This is a genomic window from Pseudofrankia asymbiotica, from assembly GCF_001983105.1.
Lineage (GTDB): Bacteria > Actinomycetota > Actinomycetes > Frankiales > Frankiaceae > Pseudofrankia > Pseudofrankia asymbiotica.
In genome coordinates this window covers 17812-36004 of the sequence record NZ_MOMC01000069.1, presented here as the reverse complement: position 1 = coordinate 36004, position 18193 = coordinate 17812, and the positions used below count along the sequence as shown (strand labels likewise).

At 73.5% G+C, this 18193-nt stretch carries 13 protein-coding genes; 4 read left to right on the top strand and 9 right to left on the bottom strand.

Translation table 11 applies throughout. The annotated features are described in order from the left end of the window. Positions 1-100 precede the first annotated feature (100 nt). From BL253_RS30185 to BL253_RS30165, 5 genes are all read right to left on the bottom strand, one after another. On the bottom strand, positions 101-637 hold the full coding sequence (locus BL253_RS30185; RefSeq protein ID WP_076820706.1) for a methylated-DNA--[protein]-cysteine S-methyltransferase: 537 nt from the start codon (positions 635-637) through the stop codon (positions 101-103). Positions 638-799: 162 nt separating this feature from the next. Next, positions 800-2278: an AlkA N-terminal domain-containing protein gene (locus tag BL253_RS30180; RefSeq protein WP_274535273.1), complete on the bottom strand. Its 1479-nt coding sequence runs from the start codon at positions 2276-2278 to the stop codon at positions 800-802. A gap of 348 nt (positions 2279-2626) precedes the next feature. Beyond that, complete coding sequence (locus BL253_RS30175; protein ID WP_198946457.1) at positions 2627-4306, bottom strand: AMP-binding protein; 1680 nt, start codon at positions 4304-4306, stop codon at positions 2627-2629. 173 nt (positions 4307-4479) lie between these two features. Next, entirely contained in the window at positions 4480-5763 is a 1284-nt protein-coding gene (locus BL253_RS30170; RefSeq protein ID WP_076820704.1) for an amidohydrolase family protein, read from the bottom strand. Between the two features lie 112 nt (positions 5764-5875). Beyond that, on the bottom strand, positions 5876-7333 hold the full coding sequence (locus tag BL253_RS30165) for a thiamine pyrophosphate-binding protein (RefSeq protein WP_076820703.1): 1458 nt from the start codon (positions 7331-7333) through the stop codon (positions 5876-5878). 52 nt (positions 7334-7385) lie between these two features. Between BL253_RS30165 and BL253_RS30160 the strand changes: the two genes are divergently transcribed. Together BL253_RS30160 and BL253_RS30155 are read left to right on the top strand one after the other, a co-directional pair. Then, on the top strand, positions 7386-8150 hold the full coding sequence (locus BL253_RS30160) for an NIPSNAP family containing protein (RefSeq protein WP_076820702.1): 765 nt from the start codon (positions 7386-7388) through the stop codon (positions 8148-8150). Between the two features lie 42 nt (positions 8151-8192). Next, positions 8193-9344 (top strand): acyl-CoA dehydrogenase family protein, encoded by a 1152-nt coding sequence (locus tag BL253_RS30155; protein ID WP_076820701.1) that lies wholly within the window; start codon positions 8193-8195, stop codon positions 9342-9344. A gap of 37 nt (positions 9345-9381) precedes the next feature. Here BL253_RS30155 and BL253_RS30150 read toward each other — a convergent pair whose 3' ends face one another. From BL253_RS30150 to BL253_RS30135, 4 genes are all read right to left on the bottom strand, one after another. Continuing rightward, complete coding sequence (locus BL253_RS30150; protein WP_081438838.1) at positions 9382-10188, bottom strand: enoyl-CoA hydratase-related protein; 807 nt, start codon at positions 10186-10188, stop codon at positions 9382-9384. Continuing rightward, positions 10185-11018, bottom strand: a complete 834-nt coding sequence (locus tag BL253_RS30145; RefSeq protein ID WP_076820700.1) for an SDR family oxidoreductase — start codon at positions 11016-11018, stop codon at positions 10185-10187. Before BL253_RS30145 ends, BL253_RS30150 begins: the two co-directional genes overlap by 4 nt. Before the next feature lie 224 nt (positions 11019-11242). Then, positions 11243-12106 (bottom strand): mycofactocin-coupled SDR family oxidoreductase, encoded by an 864-nt coding sequence (locus BL253_RS30140; RefSeq protein WP_076820699.1) that lies wholly within the window; start codon positions 12104-12106, stop codon positions 11243-11245. A gap of 178 nt (positions 12107-12284) precedes the next feature. Continuing rightward, positions 12285-13379, bottom strand: coding sequence for a beta-ketoacyl-ACP synthase 3 (locus tag BL253_RS30135; protein WP_081438837.1), 1095 nt, complete (start codon positions 13377-13379; stop codon positions 12285-12287). A 770-nt stretch (positions 13380-14149) separates the two neighbouring features. Between BL253_RS30135 and BL253_RS30130 the strand changes: the two genes are divergently transcribed. Further along, the gene (locus tag BL253_RS30130; protein ID WP_076820698.1) at positions 14150-16216 is read left to right on the top strand and encodes an ABC transporter permease; all 2067 of its coding nucleotides are present in this window, start codon (positions 14150-14152) and stop codon (positions 16214-16216) included. Further along, positions 16213-18165, top strand: coding sequence for an ATP-binding cassette domain-containing protein (locus BL253_RS30125; protein ID WP_076820697.1), 1953 nt, complete (start codon positions 16213-16215; stop codon positions 18163-18165). Before BL253_RS30130 ends, BL253_RS30125 begins: the two co-directional genes overlap by 4 nt. Positions 18166-18193 lie beyond the last annotated feature (28 nt).

Genomic DNA, 18193 nt, shown 5'->3' with positions numbered 1-18193 from the left:
CCGTTCGGCCGCCCCGGACCATCTGTCCCCGGCCGGCCGCCTGGCGGGCTGACCGGTTCGACGAGGGTTCACCACAACGTGTGTTCACCACAACGTGTGTTCACCACAACGTGCGGCGCGCGCCGGGACCGGCCTCGGCCGGGACGCGGCTCGCCTCGAGCGCCAGCAGGTGGCGCTTGCGGTCGAGGCCGCCGCCGTAGCCGGTCAGGTCGCCGGTGGACCCGATGACGCGGTGGCACGGCACGATGATGCTGATCGGGTTGCGGCCGTTCGCGAGGCCGACGGCGCGCGCCGCGGCTGGCCGGCCGATGCGGTCGGCCAGTTCGCCGTACGAGATGGTCCGCCCATAGGGGATCTCGCGCAGGGCGGTCCACACGATGCGCTGGAACACGCTCCCCCGCGGGGCCAGCGGCAGGTCGAAGTCCGTCAGCGTTCCGTCGAAGTACGCCCGCAGCTGGGCGATGACGTCGCCGAACGCGGTCGGGTCATGCTCCCCGAACGTCTCCGCCCCAGGGCGGTGCCGATGCTCCTCCATGTAGAGACCCGCGAGCAGACCATCGACGGCGACCAGGGTGAGGCCGCCGATCGGGCTGTCGATCACCGTGTGGGTCACGTGCTCTGACTGCTGGGCAGACATCTTCTTCTCTCCTCGGGGTCAATCGGATCAGCGTCGATCGGATCAACGTCGATCGGATCAACGTCGTTTGGATCAACGTCGTTTGGATCAACGTCAACCGGATTGGCGTCACTCGGATCAGCGTCAGCCGGGCGGAGGCTGGGTCAGCCGGACGAAGGCTGGTCAGCCGGACGGAAGCCGGTTGATCGGGTGGTCGCCCGTCGCCCAGAGGTACTGGACCGCGTAGGCACGCCACGGCCGCCAGGGCGCGGAACGCGCCGTCAGCGCCGCGGGCGTCGACGGCAGGCCGAGATCGACCGCCGCGCGCCGCACGCCGAGGTCCGTGGCCACGAAGGCGTCCGGGTCGCCGAGCGCGCGCATCGCGACCAGCTCGACGGTCCAGGGCCCGATGCCCGGCACCTCCGCGAGCTGGGCCCTGGCCCGCTCCCAGTCGCCGCCGACGTCCAGCTCCACGTCCCGCGCGGTGAGGGCGGTGACCAGCGCGCCTACGCTCGCCCGCCGCGACCGGGGCATCGCCAGCGTCTCCGGGTCCAGCTCGGCCAGGGCCGACGTGGTCGGGAACAGGTGGGTCAGCCCGCCGTCCACGTCCTCGACGGGCTCGCCGTGCGTGGCCACCAGCCGCGCCGCGAGTGTGCGCGCGGCGGCCGTCGACACCTGCTGGCCGAGCACCGCGCGGATCGCGAACTCCGCCGGGTCGGTGGTGCGCGGGACCCGCCGGCCGGGGCTCTTGGCGACCAGCGGGGCCAGCGCCTCGTCCGCGCCGAGCTGGGCGTCGACCGCGACCGGGTCGGCGTCCAGGTCGAGCAGCCACCGGCACCGGCTGATCGCGGTCGTCAGGTCACGCAGGTCGGACAGGGCCAGCCGGCACTCGACGTGTTCCGGCGCCGGGCGCAGCGCCACGACGGCATGCCCGTGCGGCAGTCGCAGCGTCCGGCGGTAGGCGCCGTCGCGCCACTCCTCGATCCCCGGCACCGCCGTGGCCGCCAGGTGGCCGAAGAGGTTGTCCGGGCACAGCGGCCGCCGGAACGGGAGCCGCACGACGATGGTGCCGGCTGTTCTCGTGCCGGTTGTTCTGGCGCCCGGTGCACCTGGCTCGTCGACGGCCTTCGCCCGCGTCCGCAGCTCGCTCGGTGAGAGCGCGAAGACCTCCTGGACCGTCTCGTTGAACGCGCGCACGCTGGCGAAGCCAGCCGCGTACGCCAGATCGGCCATCGGCAGCGTGGTCGTCTCGATCAGCAGGCGCGCGGTCTGGGCGCGCTGCGCCCGGGCCAGGGCCAGCGGCCCGGCCCCCAGCTCCGCCATCAGCTGCCGTTCGAGCTGGCGAACGCTGTAACCGAGCCGGGCGGCGAGCCCCGGCACACCCTCGCGGTCGACCAGCCCGTCGGCGATCAGCCGCATCGCGCGGGCGACGAGGTCCGCGCGCTCGTTCCACTGCGGCGAGCCCGGCACAGCGCCCGGCCGGCAGCGCTTGCAGGCCCGGAAGCCCGCCTGCTGCGCCGCCGCGGCACTCGGGAAGAACCGCATGTTCTCGGGCTTCGGCGGCGTGGCCGGACAACTGGGGCGGCAGTAGATCCCGGTGGTGAGCACCGCGGTGAAGAACCAGCCGTCGAAGCGCTCGTCCCGCGCCTGAACAGCTCGCACGCACCGCTCAACGTCCATGTCCACCCGTCTAGCGTGCTCGCCACCGGGCGCCAGGTCTCGCGGAAAAACGACATGACAGTGCGACCGCCCGCCGCCGGACGGGAGATCGTCCGCGGGCTGCCGTCCAGGCTTGCCGACCGGGTCGCGGAGGCCGCGCGAGGCCGCGGCCGCGCGCTCGATCACTAAGCAACCGGAGCTGTACGCGGTGCCCACCAACGAGCTCGACTGAACAGCCGAACGAACCGACGATCACCACGTTCCGCGGAACCGACTCGGGCGCTGGGGCGCCCTCGGCGCCGGCGCCGGGCCAAGACGAGTGGACGTTCTCGCGGGGGCGTCTTCCGAATCTCAGGGCGCGTAGCGTCGGCGCAGGAGATTCTTCGCGATCTTGCCCATGTCGGTGCGGGGGAGGTCGGTGACGATCTCGAGCTGTTCGGGGAGCTTGAACGTCGCCAGGCCCGCGGCCTGGGCGTGGGTGGCCAGGCCGGCGAGGGTGACGGGCGCGGCGCCTTCGGCGAGGCGGATGACGGCGCAGCAGCGTTCACCGGTGCGCTCGTCGGGCAGGCCGATGACGGCGACCTCGGCGACGGACGGGTGAGTGGCGAGGATGTCCTCGACCTCGGGCGCCGCGATGTTCTCCGCGTTGCGGATGATGACGTCCTTGCGGCGGCCGGTGATGCGGACGTGGCCGCGCGGGCCGACGACGCCGAGGTCGCCGGTGCGGAAGAAGCCGTCGGCGTCGAAGAGGCCGGCGGTCTCGGCGGCGGGGACGCCGAGGTAGCCGGAGAAGAGCTGCGCGCCGCGGACCAGCAGCTCGCCCTCCTCGCCGGGTGGGCACGGGGTGCCGTCGAACGCGGCGACCCGCAGCTCGACGCCCGGGGCGGGGCGGCCCTCGGAGACGGTGAGCTCGTCGTCGGTGTCGTCGAGGCGGGCGTGCGTCGCCAGCGGGAACTCGGTCATGCCCCAGCTGGAGAGCACGCCACGGCCGCCGAGCTGCCGGGCGACCTCGGTGTGCAGGCCGGGCGGCTTGGGCGCGCCGCCGCTGAAAGCCGCCCGCAGCTTCGGGAAGAGCACCGCGCCCGGGTCCTTCGCCCGGTCGGCGGCCGCGGCGGCGATGTACGCCCGCAGGAACGGCAGGGCGGAGCCGAGGAAGGTCGCCCCGAGCGCCGCCATCGTCCGGGGGGACGCCTCGGCGTCGAAGCTGTCGAGCAGCAGCAGCCTCATCCCGGACAGCAGCGACGCGGAGAGCATGACGGCGCCGCCGATGTGGGCCATGGGGAACGCGATCGGGTAGAGGTCGGCGGGCGTCGAGGCGACGCCGGAGACGCTCCCGCGCGCCGCGACCGACACCGAGACGTCGGTGTGCAGCACGCCCTTCGGGTCCGCGGTGGTGCCCGAGGTGGTGTAGATCCAGCGGGCCTCCCCCGGCCCGGCCGGCGGCGCCGGGGGCGGGACGGGCTCCGACTCGTCGGCCATCGGCAGGGCGAGGCTGTCGCCCGCCGCCGCGGCGCCGGCCTCGCCGAGCACGAGCGCGCGGTGGTCGACGAGCAGCACGTCGATGGCGGGCTCGCCGGCGTCGACACGCGCGGCGCTGATCGAGGAGATCATCGCCCCGTGGTCGAAGCCGCGCCAGCGCGGCACGGTGACGAACAGCGAGGTCGCCGCCTTCGCGGTGACGTAGGCGACCTCGCGTTCGCGCAGCGTCGGGATGATCGGGTTCTGGGTGGCGCCGACGCGGGCGAGCGCGGCCATGAGCACCACCGACTCCAACGTCGTCGGCAGCTGCCAGCTCACCACCGTGCCGATGCCGATCCCGCGCGCCGCGAGCGCCGCCGCGACCCGCTCGGCGGCGCGCCGGAACCCCGCGGCGGTCAGGCTCCGGCCGAGGTCGTCGACGAGCAGCTCGGTGTCGGGCGTGGCCGCCGCCCTGCGCTCGACCAGCTCCCAGAAGGAGCGCGCGTCCCAGTCGGGCGCGGGCGGGCCCGCGTACACACCGTCGGTCCGCGGGCCTGCCGCCGTGCCGCTCACCCGATCAACCGCCTTCTTCTCGCAGGTCAGCCCAGGCAGCGGGCATGGAAGGGCTCGCGACGACGGTGCGGCCTCGCGTGCCGGAGCCCGGAGCCCGTTCCAGGGGTCGGTAAGCCGCCACCGGCGACCTCCGCGTGCGGCGGAGGCTGCCGGTGGTCGGGACGCGAACGGCGCTAGGCGGTGGCCTTCGACGTCATCTCGCCGAGGGAGATGCCGTCGTGCTTGATCTCGAAGCGGCCCTTGTCGAAGGACCTGGTCTCGACGTCACGGCCGGCGACCTCGGCCCGCAGCGCCCCGACGGTGGACTGCTCCTTCGAGCGGTGCGCGAACGGGTCGAAGGAGTACCAACGGCAGGCGTTCTCGTAGGACATCTTGTTGATGTCCTCGTCCGGCACGCCGGCCGCGGACTTGAGCAGTTCCTCGCCCGGCCATGGCCAGCTCGAGTCGGAGTGCGGGTAGTCGCACTCCCACGCGATGTTGTCGATACCGATCTTGTGCCGCAGCTCGACGCCGACCGGGTCCTCGATGAAGCAGGTGAGGAAGTGCTCCCGGAACACCTCGCTCGGCAGCTTGTCGCCGAAGTTCTGGCCGGTCCACAGGTGGTGCATGTCGTAGGTCCGGTCGATGCGCTCGAGGAAGTACGGGATCCAGCCKGTGCCGCCCTCGGAGAGCGCGATCTTGATGTCCGGGAAGTCCTTGATGACCCGCGACCAGAGCAGGTCGGCGGCGGCCTGGCAGATGTTCATCGGCTGCAGGGTGATCAGGACGTCCATCGGCGCGTCGGGGGCCGTCAGGGTGAGCCTGCCGGACGAGCCGAGGTGGATCGACATCACCGTGTCGGTGTCGACCAGCGCGTTCCACAGCGGGTCCCAGTGCGCGTCGTGGAAGCTGGGGTAGCCGAGCGCGGCCGGGTTCTCGGTGAAGGTCAGCGAGTGGCAGCCCTTGGCGGCGACCCGGTGGACCTCGGCGGCGGCCAGCTCCGGGTCCCACAGCACCGGCAGCGCCATCGGGATGAAGCGGCCGGGGTAGGCGCCGCACCACTCGTCGATGTGCCAGTCGTTGTACGCCTGGACGACGGAGAGCGCGAGGTCCTTGTCGTCGGCGGCCGCGAACAGCCGGGCGGCGAAGCCCGGGAACGACGGGAAGCACATGGAGCCGAGCACGCCGCCGGCGCTCATGTCCTTCACGCGCTCGTGGATGTCGTAGCAGCCAGGGCGCATCTCGTCGAAGGCGGTCGGCTCGACGCCGTACTCCTCCTTCGGCCGGCCGGCCACCGCGTTCAGGCCGACGTTCGGGATGATCGAACCGTTGAAGGTCCACACGTCGGAGCCGTCCTCGCGGTGGAGGACCTTGGGCGCCAAGTCGGCGAACCTCGCCGGCAGCCGCCCCTCGAACATGTTCGGCGGTTCGACAAGATGGTCGTCGACACTGATCAGGATGAGGTCTTCCGCGTTCATGCCGAGCCTCCGCTCACGAGCAAGTACGTCAGAGGCACCGCGTCCTCTTGACATCTGGTCCTCTTGACACCTGATTGGATCCAATATGCCGCCCATCGGCAAGTAGCCCGGATCACATGGGACCAGCCGGCGGGCTGACAGTCCAGGCGACCAACGGCCCGGCGGCGGCGAGCAGCTCCCGGGTGGCGGCGTAGTCGACCGGCAGTTCGAGGACGCTCACGCCCGGGCTGGCGAGTGCGTCGACGAGCCGTTCCCGGTGCTGGGCGGACGATCGGGGCACGCCGCGCTCGCCCCAGACCTCGACGACGAGCCGGGCGCCGAGGCGCCCGGCCCAGTCCAGGCAGGCCGCCGCGACGCCGGCGCGGGGCGGCTGGTCGACGACGGCCACCCCGACCCCGTCGCCCGCGAGGGCGGCGGACAGCGCGCCGGCGATCGCCACGCCGTCCCGCCCGGCCGCCGGCACCCGGACGCTGCCGAGCCGGACCGTCGAGAACGTCCGGCCGATCCAGTGCGCCGCCGGGCCCGGCTCGGTCCATACGGAGCCGCCCTCGGGCAGGACCGCGGCGAGGTCGGCCGCCGCGCACGCCGGGTTCAAGGGCGCGCCGGGGGCCGCGTACAGGGGGCCGGCGACGGCGGCGAGCTCCCGGTAGAGCGCGGGCCGCGGGCCGCCCTCGGTGACGGGAATCCGCGCCCGCATCGCCACCGTGGCGGCCGGCAGGTCGGCGGGGTCGAGGATGACCAACCGCGCGGGGTCGACGCCGGCGGCGGCGAACAGCGCGGGCGCGCACTCGTCCGCGTCCAGCCCGACGGCGACGATCACCGCGTCCGGGTGGGCGCCCGCGAGCGCGAGGTCGCGTTCCTGCAGGAACCCGGTGCCGAGATGGTGGGGGCTGTCCCAGCGGAACACGCCCTTGGCGGTGAAGACGTTGAGAACGCCGAGTCCGCCGCGCGCGGCGAGCTCGACCAGGGCCGGCACCGCGCCCGCCCGCACGACGCCGCGCCCGGCGAGCACCAGGTCGACCTCCAGCGGCTCCCCGGTGCCCGGCCGCCAGGCCGCGCCCGAGAGCCGCGGCGCGAGGCCCGCGTCCGCGAGCGTCGCGGGGGTGCCAGGGACACGGGCGGTGCCAGGGATGCCGGCGGTGCTCGAGGCGCCGGCGGTGCCAGGGGGGCTGATGGTGCCAGGGGGGCCGGCCGCGAACGGCTCCGGGTCGGCTGTCAGGTCGAAGTCGAGGTGAACGGCCACCGCGCCGGCGCCCGTCTTCCTCGCCCGCGCCACAGCGTCCGCGAGCTCCGGCGCCGAGCGGGCGGTCACGGGGGCGCCGGGATCCACCCGCCGCGAGAGCAGCGTCAGCACGGCGCCGTCCCACAGGGCGCCGAGACCCGCGCCCATCGTTCCCTCGGCCTCGGCGAGCGCGAGCGCGCAGTCGAGATCCGGCGCGGGCACCGCCCGGATGCCGGGAACCGCGCGACCGGCACCGCCACCACGCGGGCCACGCCCGCCACGCGGGCCGCCGGGCGTCTCGACCACGTGCCGGAGGCCCTGGCGGCGCAGCCAGTCACCGACCGTCATGCCCCTCCTCGGCTCTTCCGATGATGAAAGGTATGTTATATACAATCTGCGTGTGACGGCGAACACCACCACGACGAACACCAAGGTCTACACCCACGAGTTCATCGACATCCTGGGCACGAACCGGGCGAACTACGTCCACCACATGACCGCGAACTGGAGCCCGATCGCCCAGGAGGAGCGCAACCAGCTCTGCTACGGCGTCTGGGGTGTGATCGGCACGACGGGGCGCTGGCCGCAGGTGATCAACATGTGGGAGGAGGACGGCTTCGACGGCCTCGCCGCCGGTCTCGAGCACGAGACGAAGTCCGCCACCTTCCAGGACCCCAAGCTCGCCAAATGGTGGCAGGAGGCGTCCGGCTACCGCAGCGGCGGCCTCGACCGGATCGTCGTCCCCGCGCCCTGGGCACCGACCATCGAGCAGCTGTGCGCCGACGGCGTGCGTGGCGACGTGTACGCGCACGAGCTGGTCAAGGTCCCGCGCGGCACCGCCAGCGACTTCCTGGAGATCGCCGCCGACGAGGCGGCGCCGGCGTACGCGCCGTTCGGCTGGAAGCTCGCCGGCGCGTTCCGCACCGCGCTGGCCGACGACTCCGAGTGCCTGCTGCTGTGGGCCATCGAGAGCATGCGGGCGTGGGCGGAGCTGGAGAAGGCGGCCACCTTCGGCGGCGAGGCGGTGAACGGCTGGCGCGAGCGACTGTTCGAGGTCAGCGAGTCGTCCGGCCGCTTCCTGATGCGCGACGCGCCGCTCTCGCCGATGCGCATCGGCCGCCAGCCCAGCCGCGCCGACCGGCACGAGGGCTGGACGGACCTGTAGGCGTCGAGGAAGGCGCCCCGCGGGGCGTCTAGGAGGTCTGGCGTGAGCGCGGGAGCAGATTCGACGACGGAGCCGACTCGCGGCACAGCGAGCGTGTCGTTCAGCGAGGAACGCGAGCAGTTGCGCGGTGTCATACGCGAGTTCCTCACGGACGTCTCGGGCGAGGAGGCGGTGCGCGCGGCCATGGTCACACCCACCGGCTGGGACCCGGCCGTGTGGCGTGGCCTGGCCGAGGACCTCGGCGTGCTCGGCCTGGGCATACCGGAGGAGCTCGGCGGCGTCGGCTACGGCTTCGCCGAGATCGGCGTCGTCTTCGAGGAGAGCGGCGCCGCGCTGCTCTGCGCGCCCCACCTGGCCACGGTCGCCGCCGCCCAGGCGCTGCTCGCCACCGGCGACGCCGCCGCGGCGGCCGACCTGTTGCCGCCGGTCGCGTCCGGGACCGTCGCGACGCTCGCCGTCGCCGAGGCCGACGGCCGCTGGGAGGAGTCGTCGGTGACGGCGACGGCCGAGCGCGGCGCCGACGGCTGGCGGCTGACGGGCACCAAGATGTTCGTGCTGGACGGCACCACCGCCGAGCTGGTGCTGGTCGCCGCCCGCACGGGCGGCGGGGTGAGCCTCTTCGCGGTCGACGGCGCCGCGGACGGCCTGCGCCGCACCGGCCTCGCGACCCTCGACCAGACCCGCCGGCAGGCACGTCTCGACCTCGCCGGCGTGCCCGGCCGGCTCGTCGGCGCCCAGGACGCCGCCTGGCCCGCCATCGAACGGGCGCTGCGGCTGTCCATCGTGGCGCTCGCCGCCGAGCAGGTCGGCGGCGCGAGCCGGACGCTGGACATGGCAGTCGAGTACGCCAAGACCCGCGTCCAGTTCGGCCGGCCGATCGGCTCGTTCCAGGCGATCAAGCACAGGTGCGCGGACGTCCTCGTCGAGGTCGAGTCGGCCCGTTCGGCGGCCTATGCCGCGGCGGAGGCGGCCGAACGGCCCGACGACCCGGAACTCGCGCTGGTCTCAAGCCTGGCCAAGGCCTACTGCTCCGACGCGTACGTGCACGCCGCCGCCGAGAACATCCAGATCCACGGCGGCATCGGCTTCACCTGGGAGCACCCGGCCCACCTCTACTTCAAGCGGGCGAAGAGCTCGCGGGTGCTGTTCGGCGACCCGGTGCACCACCGGGAGCTGCTGGCCCGTCAGCTGTAGCTCTGTCGCCGCCGGGCGGACCTCGCGTGCCGCCGCCTCAGCCGCCCTGACGCCGGCGGTCCGCCTCGGCGGTCCTGGCGGCCTTCGCCGCGCGCAGGCTGTCGCGCAGGGCGCGGACGTGGTCGGCGAAGCCGGGCCTGGCGACCGACCACTCCTGAGCGGTCAGCTCCAGCTCGACCGCGTCGTCGGACGACGTGACCGCGAGGCTCGCCCGCAGGGTCTCCTTGGCGCGCGCCACCAGGTCGCGCTGACGGCCCGCGGCGCGGGCGGCCAGCGCGCACGCCCGGTCCAGCAGCTCGGCGTCCGGCACGCAGCGCCAGGCGAGCCCGGCGGCCGCCGCCTCCTCACCGTTGAGCCGGTCACCGCACAGCACCAGCGCCGCGGCGCCCTGCGGCCCGACCCGGTGGGCCAGTCGCCACAGATGGCCGCCGCCAGGGTGGATACCGACGTCGAGGAAGCGGGGATCGAACGTGGCCGACGGCGACGCCAGCACGACGTCGCAGGCCAGCGGCAGGTTCACCCCGGCGCCGATGGCCGGGGCGCCGACGGCCGCGACCGTCGGAACCGGGGCGTTCGCGATGGTCAGCATTCCGGCGTACACGTCGCGCAGTGGCGCCTTCGGGGTGATCAGGTCGTCCAGGTTCCCGCCAGCGCAGAACACCGGGGGGCTCGCGGCCAGCACGATCGCCCCCACGCCCGCCTCCAGCGCCGCCGTGACCGCGGCGGCCAGCGCGTCGGAGAGCTCCAGCGACAGCGCGTTGCGGTGCGCCGGGTCGTCGAGCGTCAGTACCGCGTAGCCGTCCCGGAGCTCGGTAGCGACCAGCGGCTCGGCCCCGCCGGTCACAGTGGCAGCTGCCCGTCCGCGTCGAGCAGCTGGCCCTCGGCGGCGCGCTGGCCCAGCTGGCCCAGGGTCGAGGCGTCCAGCGGCGCGCTCGCCGGGCTGAAGGTGACATCGTCGACGGCGATCTTCGGGTGCGCGAGCGCGAACGCGGTCAGCTCGGCGACCGCGCCCCCCACGTCGTCGACGTGCATGAAGTCGGCCGTGACGACACCTGTGCCCGCCCACTTGGGCAGCACCTCGCTGAGCACGTCACCGGAGAAGTCGCGGTGGATCTCGGTCGGCATCGTGGCGCCGATGGTCAGCCGCAGGAAGCGGTGCTCGGGGTGCTCCAGCCGCCAGGTGCGGATCGTGTGCTCCAGCGCGGCCTTGGTGGCACCGTAGGCGCCGAGGCCCTGCAGCGGCTGGGCGACGTTGGCCGAGGAGACGTAGAGGAACAGGCCGGGTTCGGTCCGCGCCTTCACGGCCGCGGCGGTGACCAGCGACGGGCCGACGACGTTGGTGGCGAACGCGCTCCCCCAGGTATCGGCCGTCAGCCTGGTCATCAGCTGCAGCGGCGAGACGCCGACCGGGAAGAGCACCGCGTCCAACCCGCCGAGCGCCGCGACCGCGTCCTCGACGACCCGGGCGCAGTCGTCCTCGCGGTGCAGGTCCGCCGGGATCGCGACACCCCCACCGGCCGCGGCGACGACCTCGTCGAGCTGGGCGGCGCGCCGGCCGGCGACGGCGATCTCGCCGCCGCGCGCGGCGATCGCGAGCGCGGTCGAACGGCCGACACCGGAGGAGGCCCCGACGACCAGGATCCGGCGGCCCTTCAGATCGACCTCGATACCCATGCGGCGCGCTCCCTGAGCTGGCGGACGACGGCGTCAGATCGGATACTGTATCCAACCACGATCTTGCCTGTCCACCCAGCCCCGCTGCGACCGTTGTCGTCACGACATCCGGCCGCCGCGACACCGCGGGGCGGTGCCCGGCACGGTCAGGTCGTTCCTGCCGTGCCGGGCACCGCCCCGCGGTGTCGCTTCTGGTGACCCGCCCGTGGGGAAGGGTCAAAGGCTCAGATGGCGCGCTCGCCCTTGAGCATCGAGCCGGCGTCGAGCCGGATGTTGAGGCCCGTGATGTACCGGGAGTCCTCGCTGGCCARGAACAGCACCAGGGCCGACACGTCGCTCGTCTCGATGAACGGGATCGGCATCGGCTGCATGGCCGGGAAGGCCACCTCCGCGTCCTCCCGGGTCGGCGTCTGGCCCGCGGCGACGAGGTCGGGGCGGAACGAACGGTAGATGTCGTCGTTCAGCAGCAGGCGGGTGTTGACGTTGGTCGGGTGGATCGCGTTCAGCCGGATGTTGTGCGGCGCCAGCTGCAGCGCGAGCGTCTCGACGTACTGGAAGACCAGCCGCTTCGCGAACGCATATGCGACGCCACCGGTCTTGCCCATCGCCTCGGTGGTGTTCTTCATCAGCCCGGCGGTGGAGCCGGTGATGATGACGGAGGCGCCCGCCTGCAGGTGCGGGGCGACGACGGCGACCGTGTTGTGCGCGCCGACGAAGTCGACGTCCATGCCGTCGATGAAGCCCTCGATGAGGGTGTGGTCGGTCATCGGCAGGATGCCGGCGTTCGCGAGGACGATGTCGACCCTGCCGAAGCGGGCGAGGCCCTGGGCGAGCGCGGCCTTCAGCTGCTCCTTGATCCGCACGTCGGCCTTGACGGCGACGATGCCACGGCCGAGCGCCTCGACCTCCTTGACGGTCTGCGCCAGGTCCTCGGCGCTCGCCATCTCGTAGTTGACGGTCGGGATGTCCTCGCAGATGTCGACCGCGATGATGTCCGCACCCTCGCTGGCGAGCTTGATGGCGTGACTACGCCCCTGCCCCCGCCCGGCGCCGGTGATGAAGGCGACCTTGCCGTCGAGCTTGCCCATCTGTGTCTGTTCCTCCTCAATCGCGATCTCCGTCGCGATCGTGGCACTGGGACGCGATCGTGGCGGCTGCGCCCACGACGCCGGTCGTCATCGTAGTTCTCCGTTGGGGAGAGACGCATTCCGTAACGGTCCGGTACGGATGATGAAAGACCTGCTGGATACGCGGCCGAGTGACCTGCTACGGGACGCGGACCACCTGCGCCGCCCAGGTGAGGCCGGCGCCGTAACCGACGAGCAGCGCCAGGTCACCGGCCCGCACCGCCCTCGCGCGGCGCAGCCGGTGCAGGGCCAACGGGATGGAGGCGGCCGAGGTGTTGCCCGCCCCGGCACCGTCACGCGCGACCACGGCCCTGACCGCGCCGAGCTTCCCGGCGACGGCGTCGACGATACGGAGGTTGGCCTGGTGCGGCACGACGGCCGCCAGGTCGGTCGGCGCGACACCCGCGCGCTCGCAGGCGTCGAGCGCGATCCTGTGGACGGTCTCGATGGCCCAGCGGAAGACGGCGGGGCCTTCCATCCGCATCCGCTGGCTCTCCGGCTCGACCCGGATCAGCGACGCGCGGGAGCCGTCGCTCCCCCACGCCACCGGGCCGATCGCCGCCGGCTCCCCGGTCGCGCCCGCGGCGGCCGGCCCGATGACGACCGCGCCGGCGCCGTCCCCGAAGATGATCGACGTGCCAAGGTCGGACGGGTCGACGTAGTCGGTCATCCGCTCGGCCCCGATCACGACGGCGTGGCGGGCGGAACCGGCGCGCACCGAGTCGGCCGCCGCCGCGATGGCGTAGCAGAATCCGGCGCAGACCGCGTTGAGATCGACGGTCGCCGCGCCGGGCACGCCGAGGCCGCTCGCGACGTCGGCGGCGACGACGCCGGCGCCCGGCGGGGAGCTGCAGGTCGCGACCATCACCAGGTCGACCGCGACGGCGGGCAGCCCACTGTCATCCAGGGCGTCGCGCGCCGCGGCGAGCGCCATCGCGCCCACGGTCTCGTCCGCGGCGGCCACCCCCCGGGCCACGAAGCCGGTCCGGGCCTCGACCCACCGCGCCGTCCGGCCGAACCTGACGCCCACCTCGCCGCTGGTCAGCCGGCCCGCGGGCCGGCAGGCGCCGGTACCCAGCAACCGCGCCCCGCCGAGCGCCGGCCACGCCGGCCGCGCCGGTCGGACGCCGCGCGAGCCCGCGGGCCTCGGGGCCGGCACGGACACTCCCGCCGCGCCGGCTCCGCCCGCGAGGGGAGAGAAGCCGCTGAGCACTGTGGTTGCGACGACTGCCATGGGCTCCGTACTCCTCACGCCGACCTCCGGCGGCATCCGCCGGTGGCCGCGCACGTCATGCGGCCGGGAGGTGTCATGAACAGCGTCTAATTGTTTCGCGTCAGGGCAGGAACCAACGCGTCGTTAGCAATGGATCGATGGGCGATGCCAATCCCCACCGACTGGTCCGCACGGGCTCGTGGCACGCCTTAAAAGTACGGCCCGTACGCGTTCGGCTCATCTTCGGTGACGCCGGCGAAACACCAAATAAATCGGGGATGGATAACGTACCCGCGCGGCGGGCGATGTCGCCAGGGCGAGCCGAGGCCGAGGCGTCCAACCCTCCGGATCCACCGAGACGGCTACCCGCACCGCGAGCCGGCTGCCGGCCGCCGACCGGCGGCCTGCCAGCTGCCGGCCGCCGACCGCTACCTGCTACCTGCTACCTGCCGGCCGCGGGCCGCGGGCCGCCGGCAAGGAGAACGGTCGGCCGGCGGCGGCCCTCACCCCGGGCACAGCCACGCGAGTGAACGCACATTCCGTGAGTGTCCCCCTCCGGGGAGTCGCGAATCCAGGCAAAGCTTGACTCCGACATCGAAGAATGTAACCTTCGTCACACCCCGCCGGCCGACGTGAAGCAGGCGGCATGCCACTGGCCCCGGCAACCGGCTCGACTAAGGAGCAATGTCGGTGAGAAGGCGCGCGACCTGGACCCGTTCCGAACTTCCCGAAAGTACTGCCGCGTTCTTACGTTAACGGTCGGCCGATGAGGCTGGCGCGGAGGAATTAGCGTGCTTCAGTACATCTTGGCTGGCCTGGCGCTCGGCTCCATCTATGCCATCGCGTCCGCGGCACTGGTCGTCACCTACGTCTCGGCCGGCGTCTTCAACTTCGCCTTCGGCTCGATGGCGTACGTCGTCGCCCGGTTCTACTACTGGCTCAACTCTCAGCATGGAATGTCGACGGTCTCGGCCGGCCTGCTGGCGATCCTCGTGCTGGCGCCGCTGCTGGGCATCGTGCTCTACGCCGTGCTGTTCCGGTTCATCCGGAACTCCTCGACGCTCGTCAAGATTGTCGCGACGATCGGCCTGTCGGTGGCGCTGCCCCCGATCAGCGATCTGATTTTCGGCAACCAGGCGATCACCTCCGCGCCGGGCCTGGCGTCACTGAACGACGAGCCTTTCCACGTCTTCGGGACGGTGATCACCACCGACCAGGTGATCACCTATGGGTTCCTGGTGCTCGTGGTCGTCGCGGGCACGGTGGTGCTGCGGCTGACCGACGTGGGCCTGAAGGTGCGGGCGATGGTCGACTCGGAGGCGATGTCCTCGCTGTCGGGCACCCACCCGGGCCGGGTCTCGCTGGGGGTGTGGGCGGTCAGCTCCACGCTCGCCGGGCTCGCCGGCGTCCTGGTCGCCCCTACGGACGGCCTGTCTCCCGGCGGGATGACGGCGCTGATGTCGGCGGCGATCGCCGCGGTGGTGGCCGCGCGGCTGCGCTCGCTGCCCGGCGCGGTCGCCGCGGCGCTGGCGATGGGCGTCATCACCGACGTGATCCAGAAGTACCTGCCCACGAACAGCTCGCTCACCGCGGCCATCGTGCCCAGCGTCCCGTTCGCGTTCATGGTGGTCTTCCTGATCTTCTACGTCGCGCGCTCCGGGTCGGTCGACGAGGACGCCGGTGCCGGCGGCCCGCTCGACCAGGCGATCCGGCCCGCGTCGCGGGACGCGGCGGTCACCGCGGCCCCCACCTACACCGCCCCCTGGGAGAGATGGGTCGGACTGGTCCCGCTGGTCGTCGTGGCGTTCGTGCCGCTGATCTTCAAGGGGTCGCCGTACTGGCTGGGGCTGACCGCGCTCGGGCTGTGCTACGGCATCACCTACCTCACCTTCACCGTCGCCACCGGAGAAGGCGGGATGCTGTGGCTCTCCCAGATCGTCTTCGCCGGTGYCGGCGCGATCGGCGCCGCCCAGTTCGCCACCAACGCCCACCTGCCCGTGCTGCTGGCGATCGTCCTGGCCGGGCTCGTCGCGGCCGCCGCCGGCGCTGTCCTCGGGCTGCTCACCATCCGGCTCGGCGACCTCTATGTCGGCCTCGCCACCCTGACGTTCGGGCTGCTGGTCGAGACGCTGGTATTCACCCGCGGCCGCTTCCTGCAGGGCGGACTCGGGGTCATCATCGAACGCCCCGGCTGGGCCGTCGACGACCTGAAGTTCGCCTACCTCGCGCTGGGGGTGTTCGCGGTGCTGGCCGCGCTGACCCTGAACCTGCGCCGCTCGACGAGCGGGCTCGCGCTGCGCGGCGTGCGGGACAGCGCGCCGGCGGCGCGGACGCTGGGCCTGAGCGTGGTGCAGGTGAAGGTCATCGTCGGCGCGCTGGCCGCGTTCGTCGCCGCTGTCGGCGGCGCGTTCGTCGCGATGTACCAGATGACGGCCCAGCCGACGTCCTGGGCGACGTACGCGGGCCTGGTGTGGCTCGCGGTGGTGGTGACCCTCGGGGTCCGGTCGATCTCCGCCGCCCTGCTCGCCGGGCTGTCGTTCACCCTGATGCAGGGAGTGCTGCAGAGCTACGCCCCGGCCCGGCTGACCTCGCTCCTGCCGATCCTGTTCGGCCTCGGCGCGATCGGGGTCGCGCGCAACCCCGAAGGCGCGGTCCCCCAGGCCGGGCGGCAGCTACGCCGGCTGCTGACCACGGCGCTGTCACACCTCGCGAAGCCGCCGTCGCCCGCCACGCCCGCGCTGGCCGGGATCGACGCGGGCCCCGGCGCGCCCCCGCCGGCCGCGCCCGAGGCATCCGTTGCCCACGTCGGCGGCCCGGCTCGGGAAACGGCCGTCGCGACGACGAAGGCGGAACGATGACCGGCGGCCCGGCGAGGACGGACGGCACGACGACCCAGGTCCAGACCCAGGGCGAACCCCAGAGCGACGCCCAGGGCCGGACCCAGAGCGACGCCGAGGCCGCGCGGACGGCGCGGGGCGCCGACGCGCCCTCGCCCGCGAGCACGCCCGCGGCGCCACGGCTGGCCTGCGTCGGCGTCACGATGCGGTTCGGTGGCCTCGTCGCCGTCGGCGACGTCAGCCTTTCCGTCCCGCCCGGGCAGATCGTCGGGCTGGTCGGGCCGAACGGCGCCGGGAAGAGCACCCTGTTCGCGGTGGTGTCCGGGCTGCTGCGCCCGACCCGCGGGCAGGTGCTGCTCGACGGTGTGGACGTCACCGGTGCCAGCGCGCAGGCGCGGGCGACCCGAGGGCTGGCGCGCACCTTCCAGCACCCCGAGCTGTTCACCAGCCTCACCGTCCGCGACCATCTCGTGCTCGCCCACCGGGTCCGCACCGTCCGACGGCGGGTCTGGACCGACCTGTTCACCCTCGGCAGCCTGCACCGGCCGCGGGCGGCGGAGACCGAGGACGTCGACGGCCTGCTGGAGCTGCTCGGGCTCACCGGCGTCGCCCACCGCCCGGCCATGGGGCTGCCGCTGGGGACYGCCCGGCTGGTGGAGCTGGGCCGCGCGCTCGCGACGTCCCCGACCGTGCTCCTGCTCGACGAGCCCTCCTCCGGACTGGACTCGGCGGAGACCGAGCAGCTCGAACGCGTGCTGCGGCGGGCCACCCGCGAGCGCGGCACCTCCGCCCTGCTGGTGGAGCACGACGTCGAGCTCGTGATGCGCCTGTCCAGCGCGATCTACGTCCTCGACTTCGGGAAGCTGATCGCCAGCGGCACACCCGAACAGGTCCGGGCGGACCCCGCGGTACAGGCCGCCTACCTCGGCGAGGAGCTGGCGGACGCCCCGAGTGCCGAGAACCCGACCAGCACCGAGGACACGACCAGCGCCGAGGGCGCGGCGGGCGCGGCGGGCGCGGCGGAGGCCGCGGATGAAGCCGACGCGGCGGAGGACGGGGGCGCGGCCGAAGCCGACGGGGCGGACGCTGGGGGCGCGACCGACGCGGCGCGGGTGCGCGCCCAGGACGGCGACGACCCGGCGGGCGAGGCCGCCGGCGCCCAGCCGGGCGCGCCACGACCCGCCCTGGTCACGGCCCGTCCCGATGCCGGCGCCCGCGACGCGACCCTGGGCGCGGGCCCGGCGGGTGGCGCGCTGCTGGCCGTCGACGGCCTGGCTGTCCGCTACGGCGAGGCGCTCGCTCTCGGCGGTGTCACCTTCACCGTGGAGGCCGGCACGGCGCTCGCCGTCCTGGGCGCGAACGGCGCGGGGAAGAGCAGCCTGGCCCGTGCCGTCTCGGGGCTGGTCCCGCCGGCCGCCGGCCAGGTCGTCTTCGACGGCGACGACATCAGCGCCTGGCGGCCCCACCGCATCCGCCGCGCCGCCCTGGTCCACCTGCCCGAAGGGCGCGGGGTCTTCCGCGGCCTCACGGTCATCGACAACCTGCGGATGGCCGCCGGGGCGGCCGGTGGGCGGCGGGCCCGGCGCGACGCGGTGGACCTGGCGCTGGAGATCTTCCCGATCTTCGCGTCCCGGCGTCGCCAGCCCGCGAGGCTGCTCTCGGGCGGTGAGCAGCAGATGCTCTCCCTCGCCAGGGCGCTGGCCACCTCGCCGAAGCTGGTGATCGCCGACGAGATGTCGCTGGGCCTCGCCCCGAAGATGGTCGACCAGGTCTTCGACGGCCTCGCCCGGGCCCGCCAGGCCGGCGTGGCCGTGATCATGATCGAGCAGTATGTCCACCGCGCGCTGGACTTCGCCGACGAGTGCCTGGTCCTGCAACGCGGCACGGTGGCCTGGCAGGGCCCCACCGCCGACGCCCGCGGCGAGGTCCTGCGCCATTACCTCGGCGACGCGGCGGCCGCCGACACCTAGGTCGGAACGACAGCCGCGCCCCATGACC

Bases quoted from the DNA above. Each gene is read 5' to 3' on its own strand.
- BL253_RS30145 (WP_076820700.1), bottom strand. From the start codon at position 11,018: ATGGGTATCGAGGTCGATCTGAAGGGCCGCCGGATCCTGGTCGTCGGG.
- BL253_RS30185 (WP_076820706.1), bottom strand. From the start codon at position 637: ATGTCTGCCCAGCAGTCAGAGCACGTGACCCACACGGTGATCGACAGC.
- BL253_RS30165 (WP_076820703.1), bottom strand. From the start codon at position 7,333: ATGACGGTCGGTGACTGGCTGCGCCGCCAGGGCCTCCGGCACGTGGTC.
- BL253_RS30135 (WP_081438837.1), bottom strand. From the start codon at position 13,379: ATGGCAGTCGTCGCAACCACAGTGCTCAGCGGCTTCTCTCCCCTCGCG.